We start from the raw sequence: 21,446 nt of genomic DNA on the forward strand, positions 1-21,446 counted from the left end.
TATCTCACAATTGAAAGTCCTTTGTTTATTGAAAAATCAACTGCTTCTATTTAAAATAGACATAAGTATTATATCAAACGACTTGTAAGATAATCAACAAAGTGTTTGATTTTTTATGAAAAGGGATGAATCGTATGAAATTAAGAGCAGGTATCGATGTGGGATCAACTACGGTCAAACTGGTGATCCTTGATGAACAAAACCAAACGATTTTTGCAAAATATGAACGGCATTTTTCAGATGTTAAAACGGCGACAAAAAAAATTTTAGAAGAAGCCCAAGCCATTATTGGCAATGCTTCCGTTGCAATGAATATTACAGGTTCCGGTGGAATTGGTCTGGCAGAAGTCTTGGAAATTCCGTTTGTCCAAGAAGTAATCGCTTGTACACGTACAGTAGAAGAAGTGATTCCTCAAACCGATTGTGTGATTGAGCTGGGAGGAGAAGATGCGAAAATCACCTTCTTTGAAGGCTCGTTAGAACAGCGAATGAATGGAAGTTGTGCCGGGGGAACCGGGGCGTTTATCGATCAAATGGCGGTGCTGTTAAAAACAGATGCCAATGGGTTGAATGAGCTGGCAAAAAGTTACCAAACCCTTTACCCAATTGCTTCTCGTTGTGGCGTGTTTGCTAAAACCGATGTGCAGCCGCTGATCAATGAAGGAGCTGCCAAAGAAGATATTGCAGCGAGTATTTTTCAAGCGGTCGTCAACCAAACGATTGCCGGATTAGCTGCCGGTAGAAAAATCAAAGGCAACGTGGCATTTTTAGGTGGTCCGCTGTTTTTCATGTCAGAATTGCGAAAACGATTTATCGAAACGCTGGATATTCAGCCGGAAAATGTAATTTTTCCAGAAAATCCGCAGCTTTTTGTTGCGATGGGTGCAGCTTTTTATGCAGAAACAGCCGAACCAACCACGCTGGCGGATTTATTGACTCGGTTAAATTCCGGGAATCAACAGCAATTAAAACCTAGTGATACGTTGCCGCCACTTTTTGCAGATGAGGAAGCATTGACAGCATTTCATGCGCGTCATGCTAAAGCAACACCGGAAGAAAAAGAATTGGCGCAACATAAAGGGGCAGCTTTTCTTGGAATTGATGCCGGTTCTACGACGACAAAAGTGACCCTAGTCGATGAATCCGGCCGTATTATGTATTCTTTCTATGGAAACAACGAAGGGCAGCCGCTGGAAACAACGATTCGGGTATTAAAAGAGTTGTACCATCAATTACCAGAAGATGTTTTTATTGGCAAAACGGCGGTTACCGGTTATGGCGAACACTTAATCAAAAATGCGTTGAAAGTCGATATCGGTGAAGTGGAAACCATGGCCCATTATAAGGCAGCAAACCATTTTCAACCGGGAGTAGATTTTATTTTGGATATCGGTGGGCAAGATATGAAGGCCATGACCATCAAGGATGGTGTTTTGTCTTCAATCCAATTAAATGAAGCCTGTTCCTCCGGTTGTGGTTCTTTTATCGAGACATTTGCAAAATCATTGAATTACGACGTGAAGGATTTTGCTTTGGCCGCCACACAATCAAAAGCACCGGTAGATCTCGGTTCTCGTTGTACGGTTTTTATGAATTCAAAAGTAAAACAAGTTCAAAAAGAAGGAGCATCGGTTGGGGATATCTCGGCGGGTTTGTCTTATTCAGTCATCAAGAATGCTATCTACAAAGTTATTAAAATTCGTCGTCCCGAAGAACTTGGTGAAAAAATCGTTTGCCAAGGCGGAACCTTTTATAATGAAGCAGTGCTGCGGGCTTTTGAAGAAATCAGTGGTCGTCAAGTCGTTCGACCATCGATTGCTGGATTGATGGGGGCTTATGGTGCGGCATTGATCGCTTTGGAAAATTATGATATTGGCGAAGAAAGCACCATGCTTTCTCTTGAAGAATTGGATGCTTTTACTGCGGAAAAGGAATTTACGCATTGTGGTCTTTGCGAAAATAATTGCATGCTGACCGTGACAATTTTTTCTGATGGTCGTCAGTTTATCACCGGCAATCGCTGTGAACGCGGTGCACGGATCAAAATCAAAAAAGAGGATCGCAAAGTAAATTTAGTGGATTACAAATACAAACGATTATTCAAATATCGTCCTTTACGGAAAAAAGAAGTAACTCGTGGAACGGTTGGGATACCTCGTGTTTTGAACATGTATGAAAATTATCCTTTATGGCATACTTTTTTTACTGATTTAGGTTTTCGGGTAGAATTGTCTCCGCGTTCGAATAAAGGCTTGTATGAAAAAGGCATGGAGACAATCCCAAGCGATACGGCTTGCTATCCGGCAAAAATCACCCATGGACATATTCAAGCATTGATCGATCAAGGAATCCCAATGATTTTTTATCCAGGCGTAATTTTTGAACGACAAGAATCAGCCAATGCCGATAATCACTTTAATTGTCCCATCGTCCAAAGTTATCCGGATGTGATTCGTAATAATGTGGATGACATTCGAGAGGGAAAAGTTGATTACCGCAATCCTTATATCAATTTGGCAAATGAAGCATCCGTAGCTGACGTGCTGTATCAAACTTTCCAAGATTTAGGAATCACTCACGAAGAAATTACAGCCGCATTGCACCATGGGTACGAAGAACTTGAAGGGTTTAAAGAAGATGTCCGGCAAAAAGGGGAAGAAACCTTGGCGATGCTACAGGAAACCCATCAACGTGGAATCGTGGTTTCTGGCCGTCCATATCATTTGGACCCGGAAATCAATCATGGTATTGCTGAAGTTATTACTCAAGAAGGATTCCATGTATTGACAGAAGACAGTATTTCTCATTTGGGTGATGTTGGTAATTTGCGGGTGGTAAATCAGTGGGTCTACCATTCTCGTTTGTATGCAGCAGCCAGAGTAGTTGCAAAATCAAAAAATCTGGAACTGGTTCAACTGAATTCTTTCGGTTGTGGACTAGACGCAGTGACAACGGATCAAGTAGAAGAAATCATGGAGCAATATGGAAAAATCTACACCGTATTGAAAATCGATGAAGGCTCGAATTTAGGTGCGATCCGAATTCGTTTGCGTTCATTAAAAGCGGCAGTAAAAGAGCGGGATAAAATGAATTTTGAGCCGGTTAAACGTTTTGAAGAACCGGAAAAAATCATTTTCACCAAAGAAATGCGAAAACAACATACACTGCTTTTACCAATGTTAAGTCCGATTCATCAATCAGGACTGGTAGATACAGCCTTGAAGGCATCTGGGTACAATGTGGTTTGTTTGCCGGCAGAAGATCGGGAAGCAATCAATGTTGGTTTGAAATTTGTAAACAATGATGCCTGCTATCCTGCAATTATCTCCATCGGTCAACTGGTAGAAGCACTACAAAGTGGAAAATATGATTTAAACAATACCAGTGTACTGATGACACAAACCGGTGGCGGATGTCGGGCAACTAATTATATTCCATTATTGCGTAAGGCATTGAAAGATGCCGGGTTTGGTCAAGTTCCGGTGGTTTCTGTTTCGATGGGGAACAAGGGTGTGGAATCAAATCCCGGCTTCAAGTTCACGTTGCCGATGCTAAAACGATTAGTTGTTGCTTTCTTATACGGCGATCTCTTTGAACGTGTCGTTTATCGGACACGTCCTTATGAATTGGAAGAAGGACAAATTGATCGCATGCATCAAGAGTGGCTGAAAAAAGTTGAAAAAAATATTCGGAATGGTTCGTTGACGCTGTTTAATCGCAACATGAAAAAAATCGTGACGGATTTTGATTCGGTACCATTGTCTGATGAAGTGAAGCCGCGAGTCGGTGTTGTGGGCGAAATCTTGGTAAAATATTCACCAACTGCCAACAATGATATCGTGCGCTTGCTGGAATCAGAAGGTGCTGAAGCGGTGGTGCCAGATATTATTGGCTTCATGAATTATTCTTTGTACAATCAAATTTGGAAATATGAAAATCTTGGCATGGCAAAGAAGAGCAAAACATTGGCAGAATTTGCCATTCGTGTGATTGAATTTGTTGAAAAACCGATGGATAAGGCCTTACGGGCATCCCAACGCTTTGAAGGGATTCATTCCATCTACCAATTGGCAGAGGATGCTGGAAAAATTCTTTCAATCGGTAACCACACGGGGGAAGGTTGGTTCCTAACAGGTGAAATGATCGATTTGTTGAAGAATGACGTCAACAATATCGTTTGTATGCAACCCTTCGGCTGTTTACCAAATCACGTGGTTGGAAAAGGCGTGATTAAAGAATTACGGCACCAATACCCAATGGCAAATATTGCCGCAATCGATTATGATCCCGGGGTTTCCATCGTCAATCAATTGAACCGCATTCGGTTGATGATGGCGACAGCCAATAAAGCAATCAAGAAACAAACGGTACATCAATAAACTGTACCAAAACGAAAACAAGAAGTAACGATATAGCAAAACAGGCTGTTTTTCTCGTGGAAAACAGCCTGTTTTGTATTTTCTATTTGCCAAGTTAGGTATATACCAGTTATAATGTTCGATAAGAAGAATTAAGGAGGAGTCTATCGTGTCTGATAGTTTACCAGTTTATATCCAAATCCATGATCAAATCAAAAAACAAATTGAAGAAGGGGTCTGGGGAATCGGTGATCGACTGCCCTCCGAACGGGAACTGGCCATCCAATTTAGTGTTAGTCGAATGACCTTACGGCAAGCAATCCAAACTTTAGCTGATGAAGGAATTTTAGATCGAAAAATAGGTTCAGGAACCTATGTCGCTCGCCAAAAAGTTCAAGAAAAAATGTCTGGTACCACCAGCTTCACTGAAATTATGCTCTCCCAAGGAAAGGTACCTTCAAGCAAAGTGGTATCGTATTTTGTGACAGCGCCTAGTTCTTCAGAGCTGGAAAAACTTCATTTGACAAAAAATGAAAGTATTCTGCGAATGGAACGAATTCGTTTTGCCGATGATATTCCAATTTGTTTTGAAGTGGCCAGTATCCCTGAAAAGCTGATCCATGATTTTAGTAAATCAGAAATCACGAAGTCCTTTTATAAAACGTTGGAAGAAAAAGGAGAAAAGATTGGTCCTGCAAATCAAACGGTCTCAGCAATGTTGGCTTCTGAGCAAATTGCAGAATATTTACAAATCAAACGAGGAGATGCCATTTTACGAATGCGCCAGATCTCCTATTTGCAAGATGGTCAACCTTTTGAATATGTGCGGACCCAATATGTCGGCAATCGTTTTGAATTTTATTTAGAAAGATAGAAGGAAAGAACTAGGAACATGTGCTTTCTAGTTCTTTTTTTAGATGGGCTCTTCTACATAGCTGACGGCTCCTTTGGCAAATTGACCTTTGCCGTTTAACAAATCATTTACTTGCTGGATAAAAAGGGTTTGCTGCTCTTCATCAATCATGCAGGTCATTGTAACATCAGTGGCGAAAATGGTATCCTTCACCGAAATTTTTTGGGTTTCAAGAAAGTGTTGCAGTTTTCCTACCAATGGATAAGGGATGGTTACCAAAACTTCCTGCTGCAATTTTCCCTGAACGATGCCGATTTTTTCCAGACCGTTAGAAACCGCATGAGAATATGCACGGATCAAGCCCCCAGCCCCCAATTTTGTCCCGCCAAAGTAACGGGTGACAACTGCCGCCACGTTGATCAAGTTGTTTTTTTTCAAGACCTCAAGCATGGGAATACCGGCAGTACCGCTGGGTTCACCATCATCACTGCTACGTTGGATCTCATTTTTTTCTCCTAACAAAAATGCGCTGCAATTATGGTTGGCTTTCCAATGTTCTTTTTTGATTGCTTGAATGAATTCTTTTGCTTCTTCTTCTGTTTGTACTCGTTTTAGCGAACAGATGAAACGAGATTTTTTAATTTCTGTTTCTGCTTGTCCGTCTTCTTTGATAGTAAGATAAGTAGCCAGCATGGAGTTCTCCTTTTTTCTTTCAGTATAGTGAAAGAAAAGACAAGTTGCAACTAAGCTAGCGGTTGCATAATTTTCAAAAAATGGTGATAATAAAAGAGGGGTGAAGGAAATGGGCAAACGCAGAAAAAAATATGATGTGATCACACATTATTTAAAAAAGAATGGTGGTTCACAGGTCACCCTGACCTTTACACAATTTGATGAATTGCTGTTTCCTTCTACAGGTCTGCCTCGATCGGCACGGCAGCAAACCGATTGGTGGGCCAATGACCACAAGCATCCGGAGCAAGGCGCCTATGCCTGGCTGAATGCCGGATATGAGGTCGTTCATATCAACTTGGAAAAAGAGTACGTTGTGTTTAATAAATTGGTTAAATCCAGTTGGCTGCTCCATTAATCTTCAATAAAGTGGAAAGCGTTGACAAAATGAGTAGTTGTTTTATAATAAGATACAGGGATAACAATATTGAAAATTATTCCTTTATTTGTAGAAGGAGAGAATAATCATGGCTAAAAAAACAATTATGTTAGTTTGTTCAGCTGGTATGAGTACCAGTCTGTTAGTAACAAAAATGCAAAAAGCGGCGGAAGCAGACGGTTTGGAAGCAGATATCTTTGCGGTCGCAGCTTCTGATGCTGACAATAATCTTGAAAAGAAAGATGTAGACGTTTTACTTTTAGGCCCTCAAGTTCGTTTTATGAAGGGTGATTTCGAAAAACGTTTGGCACCAAAAGGTATTCCAATGGATGTCATCAACATGGCAGATTACGGCATGATGAATGGTGAAAAAGTATTGAAACAAGCGTTGACATTAATCGACGAAAAATAAGCAGCTAGTAATAGAAGCCGAAGCCAAATTTCGGCTTCTATTTTTTTGAAAAAAAATAAGCAAACTTTTTCGTACTTCCTTTTAGGGAGGGAAAAAGACATGGAGTGGACGGGACGACAACAAATCATAATAAAAACAGCTTTAGCAGATACAGAAGGAACCTTTCGAGAGGCAATGATTGAAAGGAAGGGGAAAATTGGTTGTATGCGTTGCGGGTCGCAAGAAAAAAAAGACCAGTTGCAGCTGCCAAACGGTGTTTATTATTGTCCCGCCTGTATCGAATTTGGGCGTATTACTAGCGATGCCGTTCTTTTTACACCAACACTCAAAATTGAAAGGGAAGATCGCGCTATTTTTTGGGGATGGCAAGGACAATTGACGGTGTATCAGCAACGAGTTGCCGATAAGTTGCAACAGCAATTTGAAAAGAGAGCAGGAACCATGGTGTGGGCAGTAACAGGGGCGGGGAAAACCGAGATGCTGTTTCCGGTGATTTACAGTGCTTTAAAAACTGGCGGGCGGGTAGCAGTAGTTTCGCCACGAATCGATGTTTGTCGGGAGTTGTTTCCACGATTTAAGGAAGCTTTTCCGCAAGAGGATATTTTGTTGAGTCATGGAGCTGCGGAAGAAGACTATCGAGATACTGCTTTTTTGGTGGCGACGACCCACCAATTGCTTCACTTTTATCAAGTATTTGATTTATTGATTATCGATGAAATTGATGCCTTTCCCTATGAAGGGGATTCGCGCCTTTATTTTGCCAGTAAGCAGGCGGCCAAAAAAGACGGGTGCCGCATTTATTTGACTGCGACACCTTCTGAAAAATTAGTAAAAGAAGTCAGTGAAACATTTTCTGTAGAAAAACTGCCTTTGCGCTTTCATCAACGTCCATTGATTGAACCGAAACTGGTCTGGTTTCATCAATGGGAGAGATTGCCCCAGTCTCTTGGCAAGTTAAAACGATTGGCACAAGTCGTGAAAAACTTGCGAAAAAAGAATCGGGTGCTCATTTTTTGCCCGAAAATTGAATGGATGAAGGCTCTTGTCATACCACTGCAAAAAATCTTATTGGACTACCAAATTCAGGCAGTTTCAGCAGAAGATGAGCAGCGATTAGAGAAGGTGCAGCAAATGCGGGAAGAAGCGTATGATGTCTTGCTTTGTACCACGATTTTAGAGCGAGGAGTGACTTTTGCGGATGTTTCCGTCATCGTAATAGGCGCCAATCATCCGGTTTTCAGCAAATCAGCGTTGGTCCAAATCGCCGGTAGAGTCGATCGTAAAGGAGAGTTTAATCAAGGGGAAGTTTTATTTTTCTATGATCAGCAAACCCGAAGCATTCGTAACGCATGCAAAGAAATTCGTGAAATGAATCTGCTTGCTAAGAAATGGCTGGAAACATGAAGTGTCTGTGGTGTCAAAAAACGATTATTCGCAATTTATTGCTGACAGAACTATTTTTTCCATGGCAGCTTAAAGGAGAATGCTGTTTAGTCTGTCAAAAAAAATTAGCGAAACTTTCAAGAGAAGGAACTTGTCCAACGTGTATGAAGCCAGTTGTTTCGCCGGATTTTCGTTGCAATGATTGCGACTATTGGCGAAAAAAATACAGCAACTATGATTTTGCACATCGAGCCATGTATCACTATGATTCAGGTTTTCAAGACTGGCTGCATGCCTATAAATTTTTAGGGGATTATCGCCTGCGACAAGTAATCGCAAAAGAAGTTAAAAAAGAATTAGGCGGCTATTCCGACTTTTTGATTTGTGGCATTCCGTTATCTTCCAAGCGGTTTGCTCAACGGGGATTTAACCAAGTGGAGGGAGTGTTGGAAGCTGCCGGGATTTCCCGTTATGCCTTTCTTCAACGAAAGGTGGATACAAAACCTCAGGCACAAAAAAATCGCCAGGAACGGCTAGCAATGGAGCAGCCTTATGAGTTGGCGGTCCCGATGGAAGAAGTCAAAAATAAACAAATTTTGTTGGTAGATGACGTCTATACCACTGGTCGAACGCTTTTTCATGGTGCAGAGGTCTTGCTAAAAGCTGATGCAAAGCTCATTCGAACATTCTCTTTTGCTCGATAAAATAACGGGACTTAAAATTCGATGAATTTGTTAGCGTTTAAGTTTGCAAAAGCATTAGAGTTCGATATAATAAAGGTAAGAAGAAGGAAAAAAGAGTGGTCCTTTCTCCTTCTTTTATTGGTAGATGAAAGGGGCAATTGTTATGTTTAGATACAATGTACGCGGCGAAAATATTGAAGTTACAGATGCTATTCGCGACTATGTCGAAAAAAAAGTTGGGAAATTAGAACGTTACTTTAATGATGTACCTAATGCAACAGCACATGTGAACCTGAAAGTTTATACAGAAAAAACGGCGAAAGTAGAAGTAACGATCCCACTTCCTTATTTGGTTTTACGGGCAGAAGAAACTTCGCCTGACCTATATGCGAGTGTTGACTTGGTCGTTGATAAGTTAGAACGCCAAATTCGCAAGTTCAAAACAAAAATCAACCGCAAGTCTCGTGAAACAGGATTACCTGATACAGCAGCAGCCACGGCAATCTTTAATGAGGAGCCTGGTGAAGAAAACGGATCAGAATTAGATATCGTACGTACAAAACGTCTTTCTCTAAAACCAATGGACAGTGAAGAAGCTGTATTGCAAATGAACATGTTGGGACATAACTTCTTCATTTTTGAAGATGCGGAAACAAATGGTACCAGCATCGTTTATCGTCGGAAAGACGGCAAATATGGTTTGATCGAAACCGATTGATTTCTGAAATTTTCAAGAAGATACTCGCTTTCAGTGGGTATCTTCTTTTTTTCTCTCAAAAATCAATCGAAAAAGTTAATTTTTTTTCATGACAAACTTCTAATGAGATTCTAGCTATTTCTTTTGAAGAAAACTAATGATAGAATAGGATGGAGAGTTTCTTTTAGAACTGAGAAAATGGAAATTAAAGGAGATTTATTTACGTATGGCCAATTTTTTAAAAACCCTGATTGAAAATGATAAAAAAGAATTAAAACGGCTGTCTGCGATAGCCGATCAAGTAGAAACCTTTGCCGATGAAATGGCGAAATTGACAGATGAAGGATTGCGAAATAAGACAGATGAATTTCGTGGACGCTATCAAAAGGGAGAAACGTTAGACCAATTATTACCAGAAGCCTTTGCAGTTGTTCGTGAAGCTGCCAAACGGGTGTTGGGTCTTTATCCTTACCATGTTCAGCTGATGGGTGGCGTGGTCTTGCACGATGGGAATATTCCTGAAATGCGGACAGGTGAAGGGAAAACATTGACTGCCACGATGCCGGTTTATTTAAATGCACTTTCCGGTGAAGGGGTTCACGTAGTTACGGTCAATGAATATTTGGCTACTCGTGACTCAACGGAAATGGGTGAGTTATATAATTTTCTTGGCTTGACTGTGGGATTGAATATCAATTCTAAATCATCAGAAGAAAAACGTGCTGCTTACGCCTGCGACATCACTTATAGTACCAATAATGAATTAGGCTTTGACTACTTGCGGGACAACATGGTAGTTTACCGCAATCAAATGGTGCAACGTCCGTTAAACTATGCGATTGTCGATGAAGTAGACTCGATTTTGATTGATGAAGCGCGGACTCCATTGATTATTTCCGGACAAGCTGAAAAATCAACGGCATTGTATACGCGAACAGATAATTTTGTAAAACGTTTGAAAAATGAAGAAGATTATAAAATTGATATCCAATCAAAAACGATTGGTCTGACAGAAAGTGGAATCGAAAAAGCCGAAGAAACATTTGGTTTGGATAATCTTTATGATATTGAAAATACTGCCCTGACTCATCACATGGATCAAGCCTTGCGGGCAAACTATATCATGCTGCTGGATATTGACTATGTTGTTCAAGAAGGGAAAGTTTTAATTGTAGACCAATTTACTGGACGGATCATGGATGGTCGTCGCTACTCTGACGGTCTGCATCAAGCGATTGAAGCTAAGGAAGGCGTGGAAATTGAAGATGAAAGCAAAACCATGGCAACAATCACCTTCCAAAACTATTTCCGGATGTATAAAAAACTTGCTGGGATGACCGGTACAGCAAAAACGGAAGAAGAAGAATTCCGAGAAATCTACAACATGCAGGTTTTCCAAATTCCAACCAATAAACCAATCGTGCGGGATGATCGGGCAGACCTATTGTATCCGACATTATCAAGCAAATTCCATGCGGTGGTTCAAGATATTAAGGAACGTTACCGTAAGGGACAACCAGTGCTGGTAGGTACAGTAGCCGTTGAAACGTCAGAATTGCTATCCAACATGCTGGATAAAGAAAAAGTTCCACATGAAGTTTTGAATGCGAAAAATCACTTTAAAGAAGCCGAAATCATTTTAAATGCAGGGCAAAAAGGTGCCATCACCATCGCTACCAACATGGCTGGTCGGGGAACCGATATCAAGCTTGGCTTAGGAGTTGCAGAACTTGGCGGCTTGGCAGTTATCGGAACGGAACGTCATGAATCACGTCGTATCGATAATCAGTTGCGGGGACGTTCTGGACGTCAAGGAGATCCAGGGGTTTCACAATTTTATCTTTCTCTGGAAGATGATTTGATGAAACGCTTTGGCTCAGAACGGATCAAAGCATTCTTGGATCGGATGAAGATTGAAGAAGGCGATGCCGTGATCCAAAGTAAAATGCTGACACGTCAAGTAGAAGCTGCCCAAAAACGGGTTGAAGGAAATAACTACGATACCCGTAAAAATGTTTTGCAATACGATGATGTTATGCGGGAACAACGGGAAGTCATCTATGGACAACGTCAAGAAGTAATCATGGAAGACAAGAGTCTATCTCAGACCTTGATGAATATGGTCAAACGGACGATTGAACGCGTTGTAGACAGCCATACTCAGGTAGAAGAAAGCCAATGGAATCTGGAAGGGATTGTTGATTTTGCCGGCAATGCGCTGGTACATGAAGACAAAGTATCCGTAGAAGATTTCAAAGGAAAAACACCGCAAGAAATCAAAGATGCTCTTTTCGCAGAAGCACAACGAATTTTTGATGAAAAAGCGGCGCAGTTAAACAGCCCTGAACAATTATTGGAATTTGAGAAAGTTGTTATCTTGCGGGTTGTCGATACAAAATGGACGGACCATATTGATGCGATGGATCAATTGCGTCAATCAATCGGTTTGCGGGCGTATGGACAAAACAATCCATTGGTAGAATACCAAACGGAAGGGTACAACATGTTTGAAGACATGGTAGGTGCTATCGAATATGAGGCAACACGACTCTTCATGAAGGCAGAAATTCGCCAAAACGTTCAACGGGAACAAGTGGCACAAGGTGAGGCAGAACAAACCGAGCAGACAGAAGAAACACCACAAAAACCAGTACACGTTGAAAAAGTGGGGCGTAATGATCCTTGCCCATGCGGAAGCGGCAAAAAATACAAAAATTGTCATGGCAAAGACGCCTGAATCTAGGCGATAAATGTATCTTTTAAAAGATACGCGTGTGGAAATGGAAGGCTGGGACGTAGCTCGCAATTGTTGAGTTAAGTTCCAGCCTCTGTTGCATGAAAAAAACAGTGGAAATTTTAAAAAATTTTCATCATTTTAAGGAGGAACTTATCCAATGGAATTAGCGGAAATGCGAAATCAATTAACAGAAATGAAAGAAAAAACGGTCAGCTTCAGGAGGTCTCTTTGACTTAGATCAGTTGGAAGAAGACATTGCTCAAGCGGAAGCTCAGATGGCAGAACCGGGATTTTGGGATGATGCCGAAGCTGCACAACAAGTCATCGGTGAAAACAATGTCCGTAAGGAAGCCTACGATCAATTTCATCAATTGACAGATGAAGTGGAAGAATTGACAGTCATGGAAGAAATGTTGGAGGAAGAATCTGACTCGGAAATGGAAACAGAATTGTCAGAACGCCTGCAGAAATTACAGGAAAAAATGCAAAGCTATGAATTAGCGATGCTATTGGATGAACCTTACGATCGCAACAATGCGATTTTAGAATTACACCCTGGTGCTGGCGGGACAGAATCTCAAGATTGGGGCAGCATGCTTTTGCGAATGTACACGCGATGGAGCGAACAGCATGGCTATCAAGTGGAGATGCTGGATTATCAGTCTGGGGACGAAGCTGGTATCAAAAGTGTGACTTTATTAATCAAGGGACACAATGCATTTGGGTATTTGAAATCAGAAAAAGGAGTTCACCGGTTGGTTCGAATTTCTCCTTTTGATTCAGCCAATCGTCGTCATACTTCTTTTTGTTCGGTGGATGTGATGCCGGAATTGGATGATACCATTGATATTGAAGTCAATCCGGATGAATTGAAAGTCGATGTTTTTCGGGCAAGCGGTGCTGGTGGACAGCATATCAATAAAACCTCTTCTGCTGTTCGAATCACACATATTCCAACAGGGATCGTGGTTGCCAGTCAAGCACAACGATCACAATTTCAAAACCGGGATACAGCCATGAGCATGTTGAAGGCAAAATTGTATCAATTGGAGATGGAGAAAAAAGAACAAGAAGCCGCTGCTCTTCGTGGGGATCAAATGGAGATTGGTTGGGGCTCGCAAATCCGTTCTTACGTCTTCCATCCTTATTCAATGGTCAAGGATCATCGGACCAATTATGAAACTGGGAATGTCCAAGCGGTGATGGACGGAGACTTAGATGGATTTATTGATGCATATTTAAAAATGAAATTAAATAAAGCATAAGAATCAGCAAGTTTCATTCAATTGAAATGAAACTGTAAAGTTGTGAAAAAATGCTGAAATATTCCCGTGCTATAATACGTCAGTATCGAATAAAAGAAGATGGAGAGATAGCCATGATTGAAATGAAGGATGTAATGAAAAAGTACTCAAATGGTACTACAGCCATCCGTAATATCACGATCAATATCGATCAAGGTGAGTTTGTTTATGTGGTCGGTCCTTCTGGGGCTGGGAAATCAACCTTTATAAAACTTATGTATCGTGAAGAAAAAGCGACAAAGGGTACCCTCAACGTTGCAGGCTATGACCTGTTGAAAATAAAAAACCGTGATGTTCCTTTATTGCGTCGAGAAATCGGTATCGTGTTCCAAGATTATAAATTGTTGCCAAAGAAAACGATTTATGAAAATGTTGCTTATGCAATGCAAGTTATCGGAAGAAAACCACGCGACATCAAAAAACGTGTCATGGAAGTTTTGGACTTGGTTGGTTTAAAACATAAAGTACGGGTATTTCCAAGTGAATTATCTGGTGGGGAACAACAGCGGGTATCAATTGCCCGAGCAATCGTCAATACGCCGAAAGTATTGATCGCCGATGAGCCTACCGGAAACCTTGACCCTGAAAATTCTTGGGAAATCATGAAATTGTTGGATCGCATCAATGCGCAAGGAACGACGGTAGTGATGGCAACCCATAACAGCACGATCGTTAACACGATCCGCCATCGGGTGGTTGCGATTGAAAACGGTCGGATAATTCGTGACCAAGCGGAAGGGGAATATGGATACGATGATTAGAACTTTTTTCCGACATCTTTTAGAAAGCATGAAAAGTCTGAAGCGTAATGGCTGGATGACAGTCGCTTCCGTCAGTGCGGTAACCATTACGTTGACTCTAGTGGGAATTTTTATGGCAGTTATCATGAATGCCACAAAATTAGCACAAGATATTGAAAAAAACGTGGATGTTTCTGTTTTTATCGATATTGGTACAAAACAAGAGGATATTGATAAATTAGAAACCGAATTAAAAGGGATTGAGCACGTAAAGAAAGTCACTTTTTCAAATAAAGATGACGAATTAAAGAAAATCCAAAAAGCGATGGGAGATTCTTGGAATTTATTCGAAGGCGACAGTAACCCTCTTTATGATGTGTTCGTTGTCAGCACTCAGAGTCCGGATTACACCAAACAAATTTCAAAAGAAGCGGCTAAACTGCCGAGTGTGTTTAAAGCCGATTATGGTGGTGCCAATTCAGATAAAATCTTTGGAATCGCTGATGGTGTCAAAACTTGGGGCTTAGCAGGAGCGGTATTGCTGCTGTTCGTTGCAATGTTTTTGATTTCCAACACGATTCGAATTACTATTTTGTCTCGGCAACGGGAAATCCAGATCATGCGTCTGGTAGGTGCCAAGAATGGGTATATTCGTTGGCCGTTTTTCCTTGAAGGCGGTTGGATTGGTCTTTTAGGCGCTGTGATTCCTGTGTTGATTATGGTTTTTGGGTATCGTCAAGTTTATCGTTTAGTCAATCCAATGCTCTTGCGTTCCAACTACAGCTTATTGCAGCCGGATACGTTTACGTTGCAAATTTGTTTACTGATGGTCGTTTTGGGTATGGTAATCGGTTCTCTTGGTTCAATCATTTCCATGCGTCGATTCTTAAAAGCTTAACAATTGATTTTGACAGCATCCTGCTATTTTTGCAGGGTGCTTTTTTGACGAAAAAATGTGAAATACGGGGAGAAATCAACGGTTATGCCTTTACTTCTTTTCGCAACTTCGCTATTCTTTAGTAGAGAATACAGAGGAGGAGAAACGTGCAGTACATTACTGAAAATGTGTTTACGATTTTGACGGTCGCAAATATTTTGCTTTCATTTATTATTGTTTTCCGCGAACGCAAACAAACGGCACAAACTTGGGCTTGGCTGCTGGTATTGATGTTTATTCCGGTGGTCGGTTTTATTTTGTACATTTTCTTTGGCCGAGGAATTTCAAAGGATAAGATTTTCGATTTAAAAATGCAAGGAAAAATCGGGATGAATGTGGAAATTGAAGAACAACGGCAAGCGTTGAAGCGAGATTTATTTCCTCATCCATCTACCGCACAGGTGAACGTCAAGCAGTTAGTTTATATGCTGACGGTTTTTGAGCATTCATTGTATACATCTACTAATGAAATTCAATTATTTATCGATGGTCGGGAAAAATTCGATCAATTGATTGAGGATATTCGTCACGCAAAGGACCATATTCATTTTGAATACTATATTTATCGGGATGATACCTTAGGAGTAGAGGTCCGAAATGCATTAGTAGACGCAGCAAAACGGGGAGTCAAGGTACGGGTACTACTCGATGCATGGGGCTCAACGCAAGTTCGCAAGAATTTTTTTCAACCTTTGAAAGAACATGGTGGTGTCGTGGCGTTCTTTTTCCCATTATTTGTTCCTTATATCAATCCCCGAATTAATTATCGGAATCACCGAAAAATTGTGGTGATTGATGGAGAAATTGGCTATACTGGTGGATTTAACGTTGGTAATGAGTATTTAGGTTTGGTGAAAAAATTTGGTTATTGGCGGGACAATCATTTAAGGATACATGGTCCAGCTGTTTATTCTTTGCAAAACCGATTTTTAATGGATTGGAATTCCCAACATACTCAAGAAGTCCAATATGCCAAAGAGTTATTTCCGCCAATTCAGTCAAATGGGAAGAAAGCGGTTCAAATCGTGACAAGCGGTCCTGATTCTAAGTTTGAACAAATCAAAATGACTTACTTGAAAATGATCAGCATGGCAAAGGAAGAAATTTTGATTCAAACTCCCTATTATATTCCGGATGAATCAATTCATGAAGCTTTAAAACTGGCATTATTGTCAGGGGTCAAAGTGCAGATGCAAATCCCTAACAAACCGGATCATCCGTTGGTCTATTGGGCTACTTATTCTTTTGCGGCAGAACTAATCGAGTTTGGGGCAATTATTGAAACCTATGAAAATGGTTTTGTTCATGCCAAGACGATGATTATCGATGGTGGCATTGTGTCCGTTGGTTCGGCAAATATTGATGTCCGCTCTTTCCGATTGGATTTTGAAGTGAATGCAATCATTTATGATGAAGCAATCACCCAACAAGTTCAGCAGGCTTTTTTAGAAGATTCAAAAAAATCGCAAGTATTGACAAAAGAACGATACGCACAACGAGGTGTGGTGATCAAGTTAAAAGAAGGACTAGGTCGTTTGGTTTCGCCATTATTATAAGAAAATTTTTTGTAGAAATAAAAGCAAGCCGGAAATCGTTTCGGTTTGCTTTTTTTCGGCATAGGAGCAGGAAAACAGAAACGTAGAAACAAGCCTGGATTTCTTAGTACAGCTTCTATTTTAGAAAGTGAACAATAAAGTTCGGGGTTCTTTTCATGGTGGTCAGTAAATAAGGCTTTCGTATTCCTAGTGGATAATGGTAGAATAGAGTTGTTTTAATCAACCAATTAAGGAGCAAATCAAATGAGAAAATTGAAATTTTTACTCCCATTTTTGGGAATGATCCTACTTTTGACCGGCTGTGCAAAATGGATCGATCGCGGAGAATCGATTACAGCGGTTGGATCATCCGCCTTACAGCCCCTTGTTGAAACGGTAGCTGAAGAATATCAAAATAAATTTCCGGGAAAATTTGTCAATGTACAAGGAGGCGGCAGCGGGACCGGATTAAGTCAAGTTCAATCTGGAGCTGTTGAAATCGGAAATTCAGATCTTTTTGCGGAAGAAAAAAGCGGCATTGATGCATCAAAATTGCAGGATCACAGAGTCGCAGCGGTGGGAATCACACCAATCGTAAATAAAAAAATCGGAATTGAAGATATTGCATTAGCAGATTTACGGGATATTTTCTTAGGAAAAATTACCAATTGGAAAGAACTTGGGGGCGCTGATCAGGCAATCGTCATTTTAAACCGGGCTGCCGGTAGTGGAACACGAGGCACCTTTGAAAAGTGGGTGTTGGAAGATAAAACAGCCATCCGAGCCCAAGAACAAGATTCCAGTGGAATGGTCCGTCAAATCGTGGCAGATACGCCGGGGGCAATCAGCTATGTTGCTTTTTCTTATGTCACGGATGCGGTAGCGACATTGAAGGTTGACGGAGTAGCGCCCACCGATGAAAATGTGACAACGAATGATTGGAAAATCTGGGCATATGAACACATGTATACAAAAGGAAAACCAGAAAAATTGACAGCCGAATTTATGGAATACATGCTGTCAGATGAAGTCCAAGACAATATTGTAGGCAAACTGGGCTACATCCCGATTTCTGACATGAAAGTCGAACGGGATTGGCAGGGAAATATTGTCAACTAATCTTTACACAAAATTTACATTAAGTTAAAGGCAAATTGATGTTGACGGCGTAAACTAAGAGCGTATGGTATGAAACACTCAAATTGAGGAGGAGCCCTCTTGGAAGATGTAAAAAAAGTATTGTTAAGGAAATCGAAGCGTGCGCGAATTGAGCAACGAGGAAAAATCATCAGCTTTTTATGTATCGCATTGATTGTTCTGGTTGTGCTGTCGATTTTTTATTTCGTTGCTAGTCGTGGATTGGCAACATTTTTTACGGATGGAATCAATGTGTTTGATTTTCTGTTTGGTACTGAATGGAATCCTAGCCAAATTGGTTCAAATGGCAAACCTTTAGTAGGGGCTTTGCCAATGATTGCCGGCTCGTTTATTGTGACATTTTTATCAGCGATTATCGCGACCCCATTTGCGATTGGTGCTGCTGTTTTCATGACAGAAATTTCACCAAAACAAGGACAGAAAATCTTGCAGCCAGTCATCGAGTTGTTGGTTGGAATTCCTTCTGTAGTTTATGGATTTATCGGGTTATCCGTCATTGTTCCAGCCGTTCGTTCCGTTTTTGGTGGGACTGGTTTTGGGATTCTGGCAGGAACGTTTGTCTTATTCATTATGATTTTGCCAACCGTAACAACTATGACGGCAGATGCTTTGAAAGCTGTTCCTCGCCATTATCGTGAGGCGTCCTTGGCTTTAGGTGCCACCCGTTGGCAAACGATTTATAAGGTTGTTTTACGTGCAGCAGTTCCAGGGATTTTGACCGCCGTGGTTTTTGGCATGGCACGGGCTTTTGGAGAAGCGCTGGCGATTCAAATGGTTATCGGGAATGCGGCTTTGTTACCATCCGGTTTGGTAACCCCTGCTTCAACCTTGACATCCATCTTGACCATGGGTATCGGAAATACCATCATGGGAACAGTGGAAAATAATGTCTTATGGTCACTGGCATTGATTCTTCTATTGATGTCCTTACTATTTAACATAATTATTCGCATGATTGGGAAGAAAGGGGCACTGAAATAATGAATGCCAAACGCTCAGATAAAATTGCCACTGGGGTTTTATACGGAATCTCCGGAATCATTGTTTTGATTTTGGCAGCCTTATTGCTTTATATTTTAGTCCGAGGTGTACCTCATATTTCTTGGAGCTTTTTAACCCAACCTTCGAAGGCTTATCAAACGGGTGGAGGAATCGGCATTCAGCTATTTAATTCCTTTTACTTGCTGTTTATCACGATGCTAATCAGTTTTCCTATTTCTTTGGGAGCAGGGATTTATCTTTCCGAGTATGCGGGAAAAAATTGGCTGACAGATGTCATCCGTACATCCATCGAGATTCTAAGCTCTTTGCCATCAGTTGTTGTCGGTTTGTTCGGCTTTTTAATTTTTGTTATTCAATTTCAATATGGCTTCTCAATTATTTCCGGTGCATTGGCATTGACCTTTTTCAATTTACCTTTATTAACCAGAAATGTGGAAGAATCCTTACAAGCCATTCATTACACCCAAAGAGAAGCAGGCTTAGCCTTAGGTTTGTCACGCTGGGAAACTGTGACACGAGTGGTTGTTCCTGAAGCAACCCCTGGAATTTTAACGGGCGTAATCCTTAGCTCAGGCAGAATTTTTGGAGAAGCTGCTGCCTTGATCTATACCGCAGGACAAAGCGCACCGGCATTGGATTTTAGTAATTGGAATCCATTAAGTGTTTCCAGCCCTATCAGTATTTTCCGGCAAGCAGAAACATTGGCTGTGCATATTTGGAAAATAAATACCGAAGGAACGATGCCAGATGGTGTGCAGGTTTCCGCTGGAGCTTCGGCTGTTTTGATTATTGCTGTACTGTTGTTCAACATAGGTGCACGGGCAGCGGGCAAACGACTTTATAAGAAAATGACATCTGCTTAAGGAGATTCAAGTATGAGTAAATATAATTTAGAGGATCGTCATATCATCACGATGGAGGAACAGCAGGAAATTGCGTTATACACGGAAGATCTGCATGTGTGGTACGGACAAAACGAAGCAATCAAAGGTGTCGATTTGCAGTTTGAAAAGAATAAAATCACGGCATTAATCGGTCCTTCCGGTTGTGGGAAATCAACGTATCTACGATCTTTAAATCGAATGAATGACGGAATCGCCAATACGAAAACTACCGGCAAGATTATGTACAAAGAAGTCGATGTCAATCAGGACAATGTCGACGTTTACGAAATGCGCAAACGAATTGGGATGGTTTTTCAACGCCCAAATCCCTTCAGTAAATCTATTTATGAAAATATCACTTTTGCCCTTAAACGCCATGGGGAAAAAAATAAAAAGAAATTAGATGAAATCGTTGAAACAAGTTTGAAGCAAGCCGCTTTGTGGGATCAAGTCAAAGACAGTTTAGATAAAAGTGCCTTGGCCCTATCTGGCGGTCAACAGCAGCGGCTGTGTATTGCCCGAGCAATCGCCATGAAACCGGATATCCTTTTGTTGGATGAACCAGCCAGCGCGTTGGACCCGATTTCTACTGGGACGGTGGAGGAAACACTGATAAACTTGAAGGAACACTATACGATTGTAATTGTGACACATAATATGCAGCAGGCGGCACGGATCAGCGATTATACCGCATTTTTCTATCTTGGAAAAGCAATCGAATATGACAAGACAAGAAAAATCTTTACCCGCCCGAAAATCCAAGCGACAGAAGATTATGTTTCCGGCCACTTTGGGTAATCCAAGTTGTCGAGAAAAACGGAGGCATTTATGGCAGAAGAAATTATTGCATCAAAAGATTTGCATTTATATTATGGAAAAAAAGAAGCCTTGAAAGGCATTTCTATGGGAATCAACAAGGGGGAGATCACTGCAATGATCGGTCCTTCCGGTTGTGGGAAATCCACGTATCTGCGTTCATTGAATCGAATGAATGATTTGATTCCAAATGTGACAATCACCGGAAATGTTCTATATAAAGGACAGGATATTTACAGTCCTCGGCAGGATACCGTTGAATTGCGTAAAGAAATCGGCATGGTTTTTCAACAGCCAAATCCTTTTCCTTTTTCAATTTACGAAAATATCATTTATGGGTTAAAATTAAAGGGTGAAAAAGACAAGCATGTCTTTGATCAGGTAGTTGAAGAAAGTTTAAAAGCTGCCTCTGCATGGGATGATGTGAAAGACAAATTGCATACCAGTGCGTTGTCCTTGTCTGGCGGTCAGCAGCAACGAGTCTGTATTGCACGTGTTCTAGCGGTGGATCCGCAAATCATTTTGCTGGATGAGCCTACCAGTGCGCTAGATCCGATTTCTTCCGCGAGAATCGAAGGGACCTTGTTGGAATTGAAAGAGAAATATACGATGATCATCGTTACCCATAATCTTTCCCAAGCCTCACGAATTTCTGATAAAACGGCCTTCTTTTTAGATGGAAACCTGATTGAATTTGATGATACGAAAAAAATCTTTTTACAACCAGGAAAAAAAGAAACAGAAGACTACATCTCAGGAAGATTCGGCTAAAACCAAGAAACCACTTTTTTCAAGTACACTAGTGGAATGATATAGGTAGTGAAAAACAAACTAAA

18 protein-coding genes are annotated in these 21,446 nt (G+C 40.9%); 17 read left to right on the top strand and 1 reads right to left on the bottom strand.

What is annotated here, in order from left to right; genetic code table 11:
• Window positions 1-134 precede the first annotated feature (134 nt).
• Together BAU16_RS10315 and BAU16_RS10320 are read left to right on the top strand one after the other, a co-directional pair.
• Window positions 135-4,379, top strand: coding sequence for a 2-hydroxyacyl-CoA dehydratase (locus tag BAU16_RS10315; RefSeq protein ID WP_161527026.1), 4,245 nt, complete (start codon window positions 135-137; stop codon window positions 4,377-4,379).
• A gap of 148 nt (window positions 4,380-4,527) precedes the next feature.
• The gene (locus BAU16_RS10320) at window positions 4,528-5,232 is read left to right on the top strand and encodes a GntR family transcriptional regulator (RefSeq protein WP_048604902.1); all 705 of its coding nucleotides are present in this window, start codon (window positions 4,528-4,530) and stop codon (window positions 5,230-5,232) included.
• 39 nt (window positions 5,233-5,271) lie between these two features.
• Here the strand turns inward: BAU16_RS10320 and BAU16_RS10325 are convergent, their stop codons facing one another.
• Window positions 5,272-5,904 (bottom strand): YigZ family protein, encoded by a 633-nt coding sequence (locus tag BAU16_RS10325; protein WP_137605041.1) that lies wholly within the window; start codon window positions 5,902-5,904, stop codon window positions 5,272-5,274.
• Window positions 5,905-6,013: 109 nt separating this feature from the next.
• On the opposite strand from BAU16_RS10325, the gene BAU16_RS10330 reads away from it, so the two are divergent.
• The 15 genes from BAU16_RS10330 (at window position 6,014) to pstB (BAU16_RS10400) (ending at window position 21,381) form a co-directional block, all read left to right on the top strand.
• Window positions 6,014-6,301: a DUF7662 domain-containing protein gene (locus BAU16_RS10330; RefSeq protein WP_048604904.1), complete on the top strand. Its 288-nt coding sequence runs from the start codon at window positions 6,014-6,016 to the stop codon at window positions 6,299-6,301.
• A 109-nt stretch (window positions 6,302-6,410) separates the two neighbouring features.
• On the top strand, window positions 6,411-6,734 hold the full coding sequence (locus BAU16_RS10335; RefSeq protein WP_048604905.1) for a PTS sugar transporter subunit IIB: 324 nt from the start codon (window positions 6,411-6,413) through the stop codon (window positions 6,732-6,734).
• Window positions 6,735-6,833: 99 nt separating this feature from the next.
• Entirely contained in the window at window positions 6,834-8,138 is a 1,305-nt protein-coding gene (locus BAU16_RS10340; RefSeq protein WP_161527027.1) for a DEAD/DEAH box helicase, read from the top strand.
• Window positions 8,139-8,281: 143 nt separating this feature from the next.
• Window positions 8,282-8,821, top strand: a complete 540-nt coding sequence (locus BAU16_RS10345) for a ComF family protein (RefSeq protein WP_237579236.1) — start codon at window positions 8,282-8,284, stop codon at window positions 8,819-8,821.
• Between the two features lie 142 nt (window positions 8,822-8,963).
• Window positions 8,964-9,518: a ribosome hibernation-promoting factor, HPF/YfiA family gene (hpf, locus tag BAU16_RS10350; protein ID WP_048604908.1), complete on the top strand. Its 555-nt coding sequence runs from the start codon at window positions 8,964-8,966 to the stop codon at window positions 9,516-9,518.
• 205 nt (window positions 9,519-9,723) lie between these two features.
• Window positions 9,724-12,234 (top strand): preprotein translocase subunit SecA, encoded by a 2,511-nt coding sequence (secA, locus tag BAU16_RS10355; protein ID WP_161527029.1) that lies wholly within the window; start codon window positions 9,724-9,726, stop codon window positions 12,232-12,234.
• A 157-nt stretch (window positions 12,235-12,391) separates the two neighbouring features.
• A protein-coding gene (gene prfB, locus BAU16_RS10360; RefSeq protein WP_137605044.1) for a peptide chain release factor 2 occupies window positions 12,392-13,499 on the top strand; the annotation gives its coding sequence in 2 pieces (ribosomal slippage) (window positions 12,392-12,463 and window positions 12,465-13,499; 1,107 coding nt in all).
• 113 nt (window positions 13,500-13,612) lie between these two features.
• Window positions 13,613-14,299, top strand: coding sequence for a cell division ATP-binding protein FtsE (gene ftsE / locus BAU16_RS10365; protein ID WP_048604910.1), 687 nt, complete (start codon window positions 13,613-13,615; stop codon window positions 14,297-14,299).
• Window positions 14,292-15,176 carry a permease-like cell division protein FtsX gene (gene ftsX, locus BAU16_RS10370; protein ID WP_082147287.1) on the top strand — a complete coding sequence of 295 codons (885 nt, stop codon included), beginning with the start codon at window positions 14,292-14,294 and terminating at the stop codon, window positions 15,174-15,176. The genes ftsE and ftsX overlap by 8 nt, the downstream gene beginning before the upstream one ends.
• A 146-nt stretch (window positions 15,177-15,322) precedes the next feature.
• Window positions 15,323-16,771 carry a cardiolipin synthase gene (gene cls, locus BAU16_RS10375; protein ID WP_048604912.1) on the top strand — a complete coding sequence of 483 codons (1,449 nt, stop codon included), beginning with the start codon at window positions 15,323-15,325 and terminating at the stop codon, window positions 16,769-16,771.
• Between the two features lie 243 nt (window positions 16,772-17,014).
• Window positions 17,015-17,869, top strand: a complete 855-nt coding sequence (locus BAU16_RS10380) for a phosphate ABC transporter substrate-binding protein PstS (RefSeq protein ID WP_048604913.1) — start codon at window positions 17,015-17,017, stop codon at window positions 17,867-17,869.
• Between the two features lie 99 nt (window positions 17,870-17,968).
• Window positions 17,969-18,889 carry a phosphate ABC transporter permease subunit PstC gene (pstC, locus tag BAU16_RS10385; RefSeq protein ID WP_048604914.1) on the top strand — a complete coding sequence of 307 codons (921 nt, stop codon included), beginning with the start codon at window positions 17,969-17,971 and terminating at the stop codon, window positions 18,887-18,889.
• Window positions 18,889-19,773 (top strand): phosphate ABC transporter permease PstA, encoded by an 885-nt coding sequence (pstA, locus tag BAU16_RS10390; RefSeq protein WP_048604915.1) that lies wholly within the window; start codon window positions 18,889-18,891, stop codon window positions 19,771-19,773. Before pstC ends, pstA begins: the two co-directional genes overlap by 1 nt.
• A 12-nt stretch (window positions 19,774-19,785) precedes the next feature.
• Complete coding sequence (gene pstB, locus BAU16_RS10395) at window positions 19,786-20,592, top strand: phosphate ABC transporter ATP-binding protein PstB (RefSeq protein ID WP_137605046.1); 807 nt, start codon at window positions 19,786-19,788, stop codon at window positions 20,590-20,592.
• Between the two features lie 30 nt (window positions 20,593-20,622).
• Window positions 20,623-21,381 carry a phosphate ABC transporter ATP-binding protein PstB gene (pstB, locus tag BAU16_RS10400; protein WP_161527030.1) on the top strand — a complete coding sequence of 253 codons (759 nt, stop codon included), beginning with the start codon at window positions 20,623-20,625 and terminating at the stop codon, window positions 21,379-21,381.
• The last annotated feature ends 65 nt before the right edge of the window (window positions 21,382-21,446 follow it).

Origin of the sequence: Enterococcus sp. JM9B (assembly GCF_009933265.1) — a bacterium.
GTDB classification, from domain to species: domain Bacteria; phylum Bacillota; class Bacilli; order Lactobacillales; family Enterococcaceae; genus Enterococcus_C; species Enterococcus_C songbeiensis.

Excerpts from the sequence above, each read along its gene's own strand:
- BAU16_RS10315 (WP_161527026.1), top strand. The coding sequence starts at position 135 with ATGAAATTAAGAGCAGGTATCGATGTGGGATCAACTACGGTCAAACTG.
- BAU16_RS10325 (WP_137605041.1), bottom strand. The coding sequence starts at position 5,904 with ATGCTGGCTACTTATCTTACTATCAAAGAAGACGGACAAGCAGAAACA.
- BAU16_RS10330 (WP_048604904.1), top strand. The coding sequence starts at position 6,014 with ATGGGCAAACGCAGAAAAAAATATGATGTGATCACACATTATTTAAAA.
- BAU16_RS10335 (WP_048604905.1), top strand. The coding sequence starts at position 6,411 with ATGGCTAAAAAAACAATTATGTTAGTTTGTTCAGCTGGTATGAGTACC.
- BAU16_RS10340 (WP_161527027.1), top strand. The coding sequence starts at position 6,834 with ATGGAGTGGACGGGACGACAACAAATCATAATAAAAACAGCTTTAGCA.
- BAU16_RS10345 (WP_237579236.1), top strand. The coding sequence starts at position 8,282 with ATGAAGCCAGTTGTTTCGCCGGATTTTCGTTGCAATGATTGCGACTAT.
- hpf (WP_048604908.1), top strand. The coding sequence starts at position 8,964 with ATGTTTAGATACAATGTACGCGGCGAAAATATTGAAGTTACAGATGCT.
- secA (WP_161527029.1), top strand. The coding sequence starts at position 9,724 with ATGGCCAATTTTTTAAAAACCCTGATTGAAAATGATAAAAAAGAATTA.
- ftsE (WP_048604910.1), top strand. The coding sequence starts at position 13,613 with ATGATTGAAATGAAGGATGTAATGAAAAAGTACTCAAATGGTACTACA.
- ftsX (WP_082147287.1), top strand. The coding sequence starts at position 14,292 with ATGATTAGAACTTTTTTCCGACATCTTTTAGAAAGCATGAAAAGTCTG.
- BAU16_RS10380 (WP_048604913.1), top strand. The coding sequence starts at position 17,015 with ATGAGAAAATTGAAATTTTTACTCCCATTTTTGGGAATGATCCTACTT.
- pstA (WP_048604915.1), top strand. The coding sequence starts at position 18,889 with ATGAATGCCAAACGCTCAGATAAAATTGCCACTGGGGTTTTATACGGA.
- pstB (WP_137605046.1), top strand. The coding sequence starts at position 19,786 with ATGAGTAAATATAATTTAGAGGATCGTCATATCATCACGATGGAGGAA.
- pstB (WP_161527030.1), top strand. The coding sequence starts at position 20,623 with ATGGCAGAAGAAATTATTGCATCAAAAGATTTGCATTTATATTATGGA.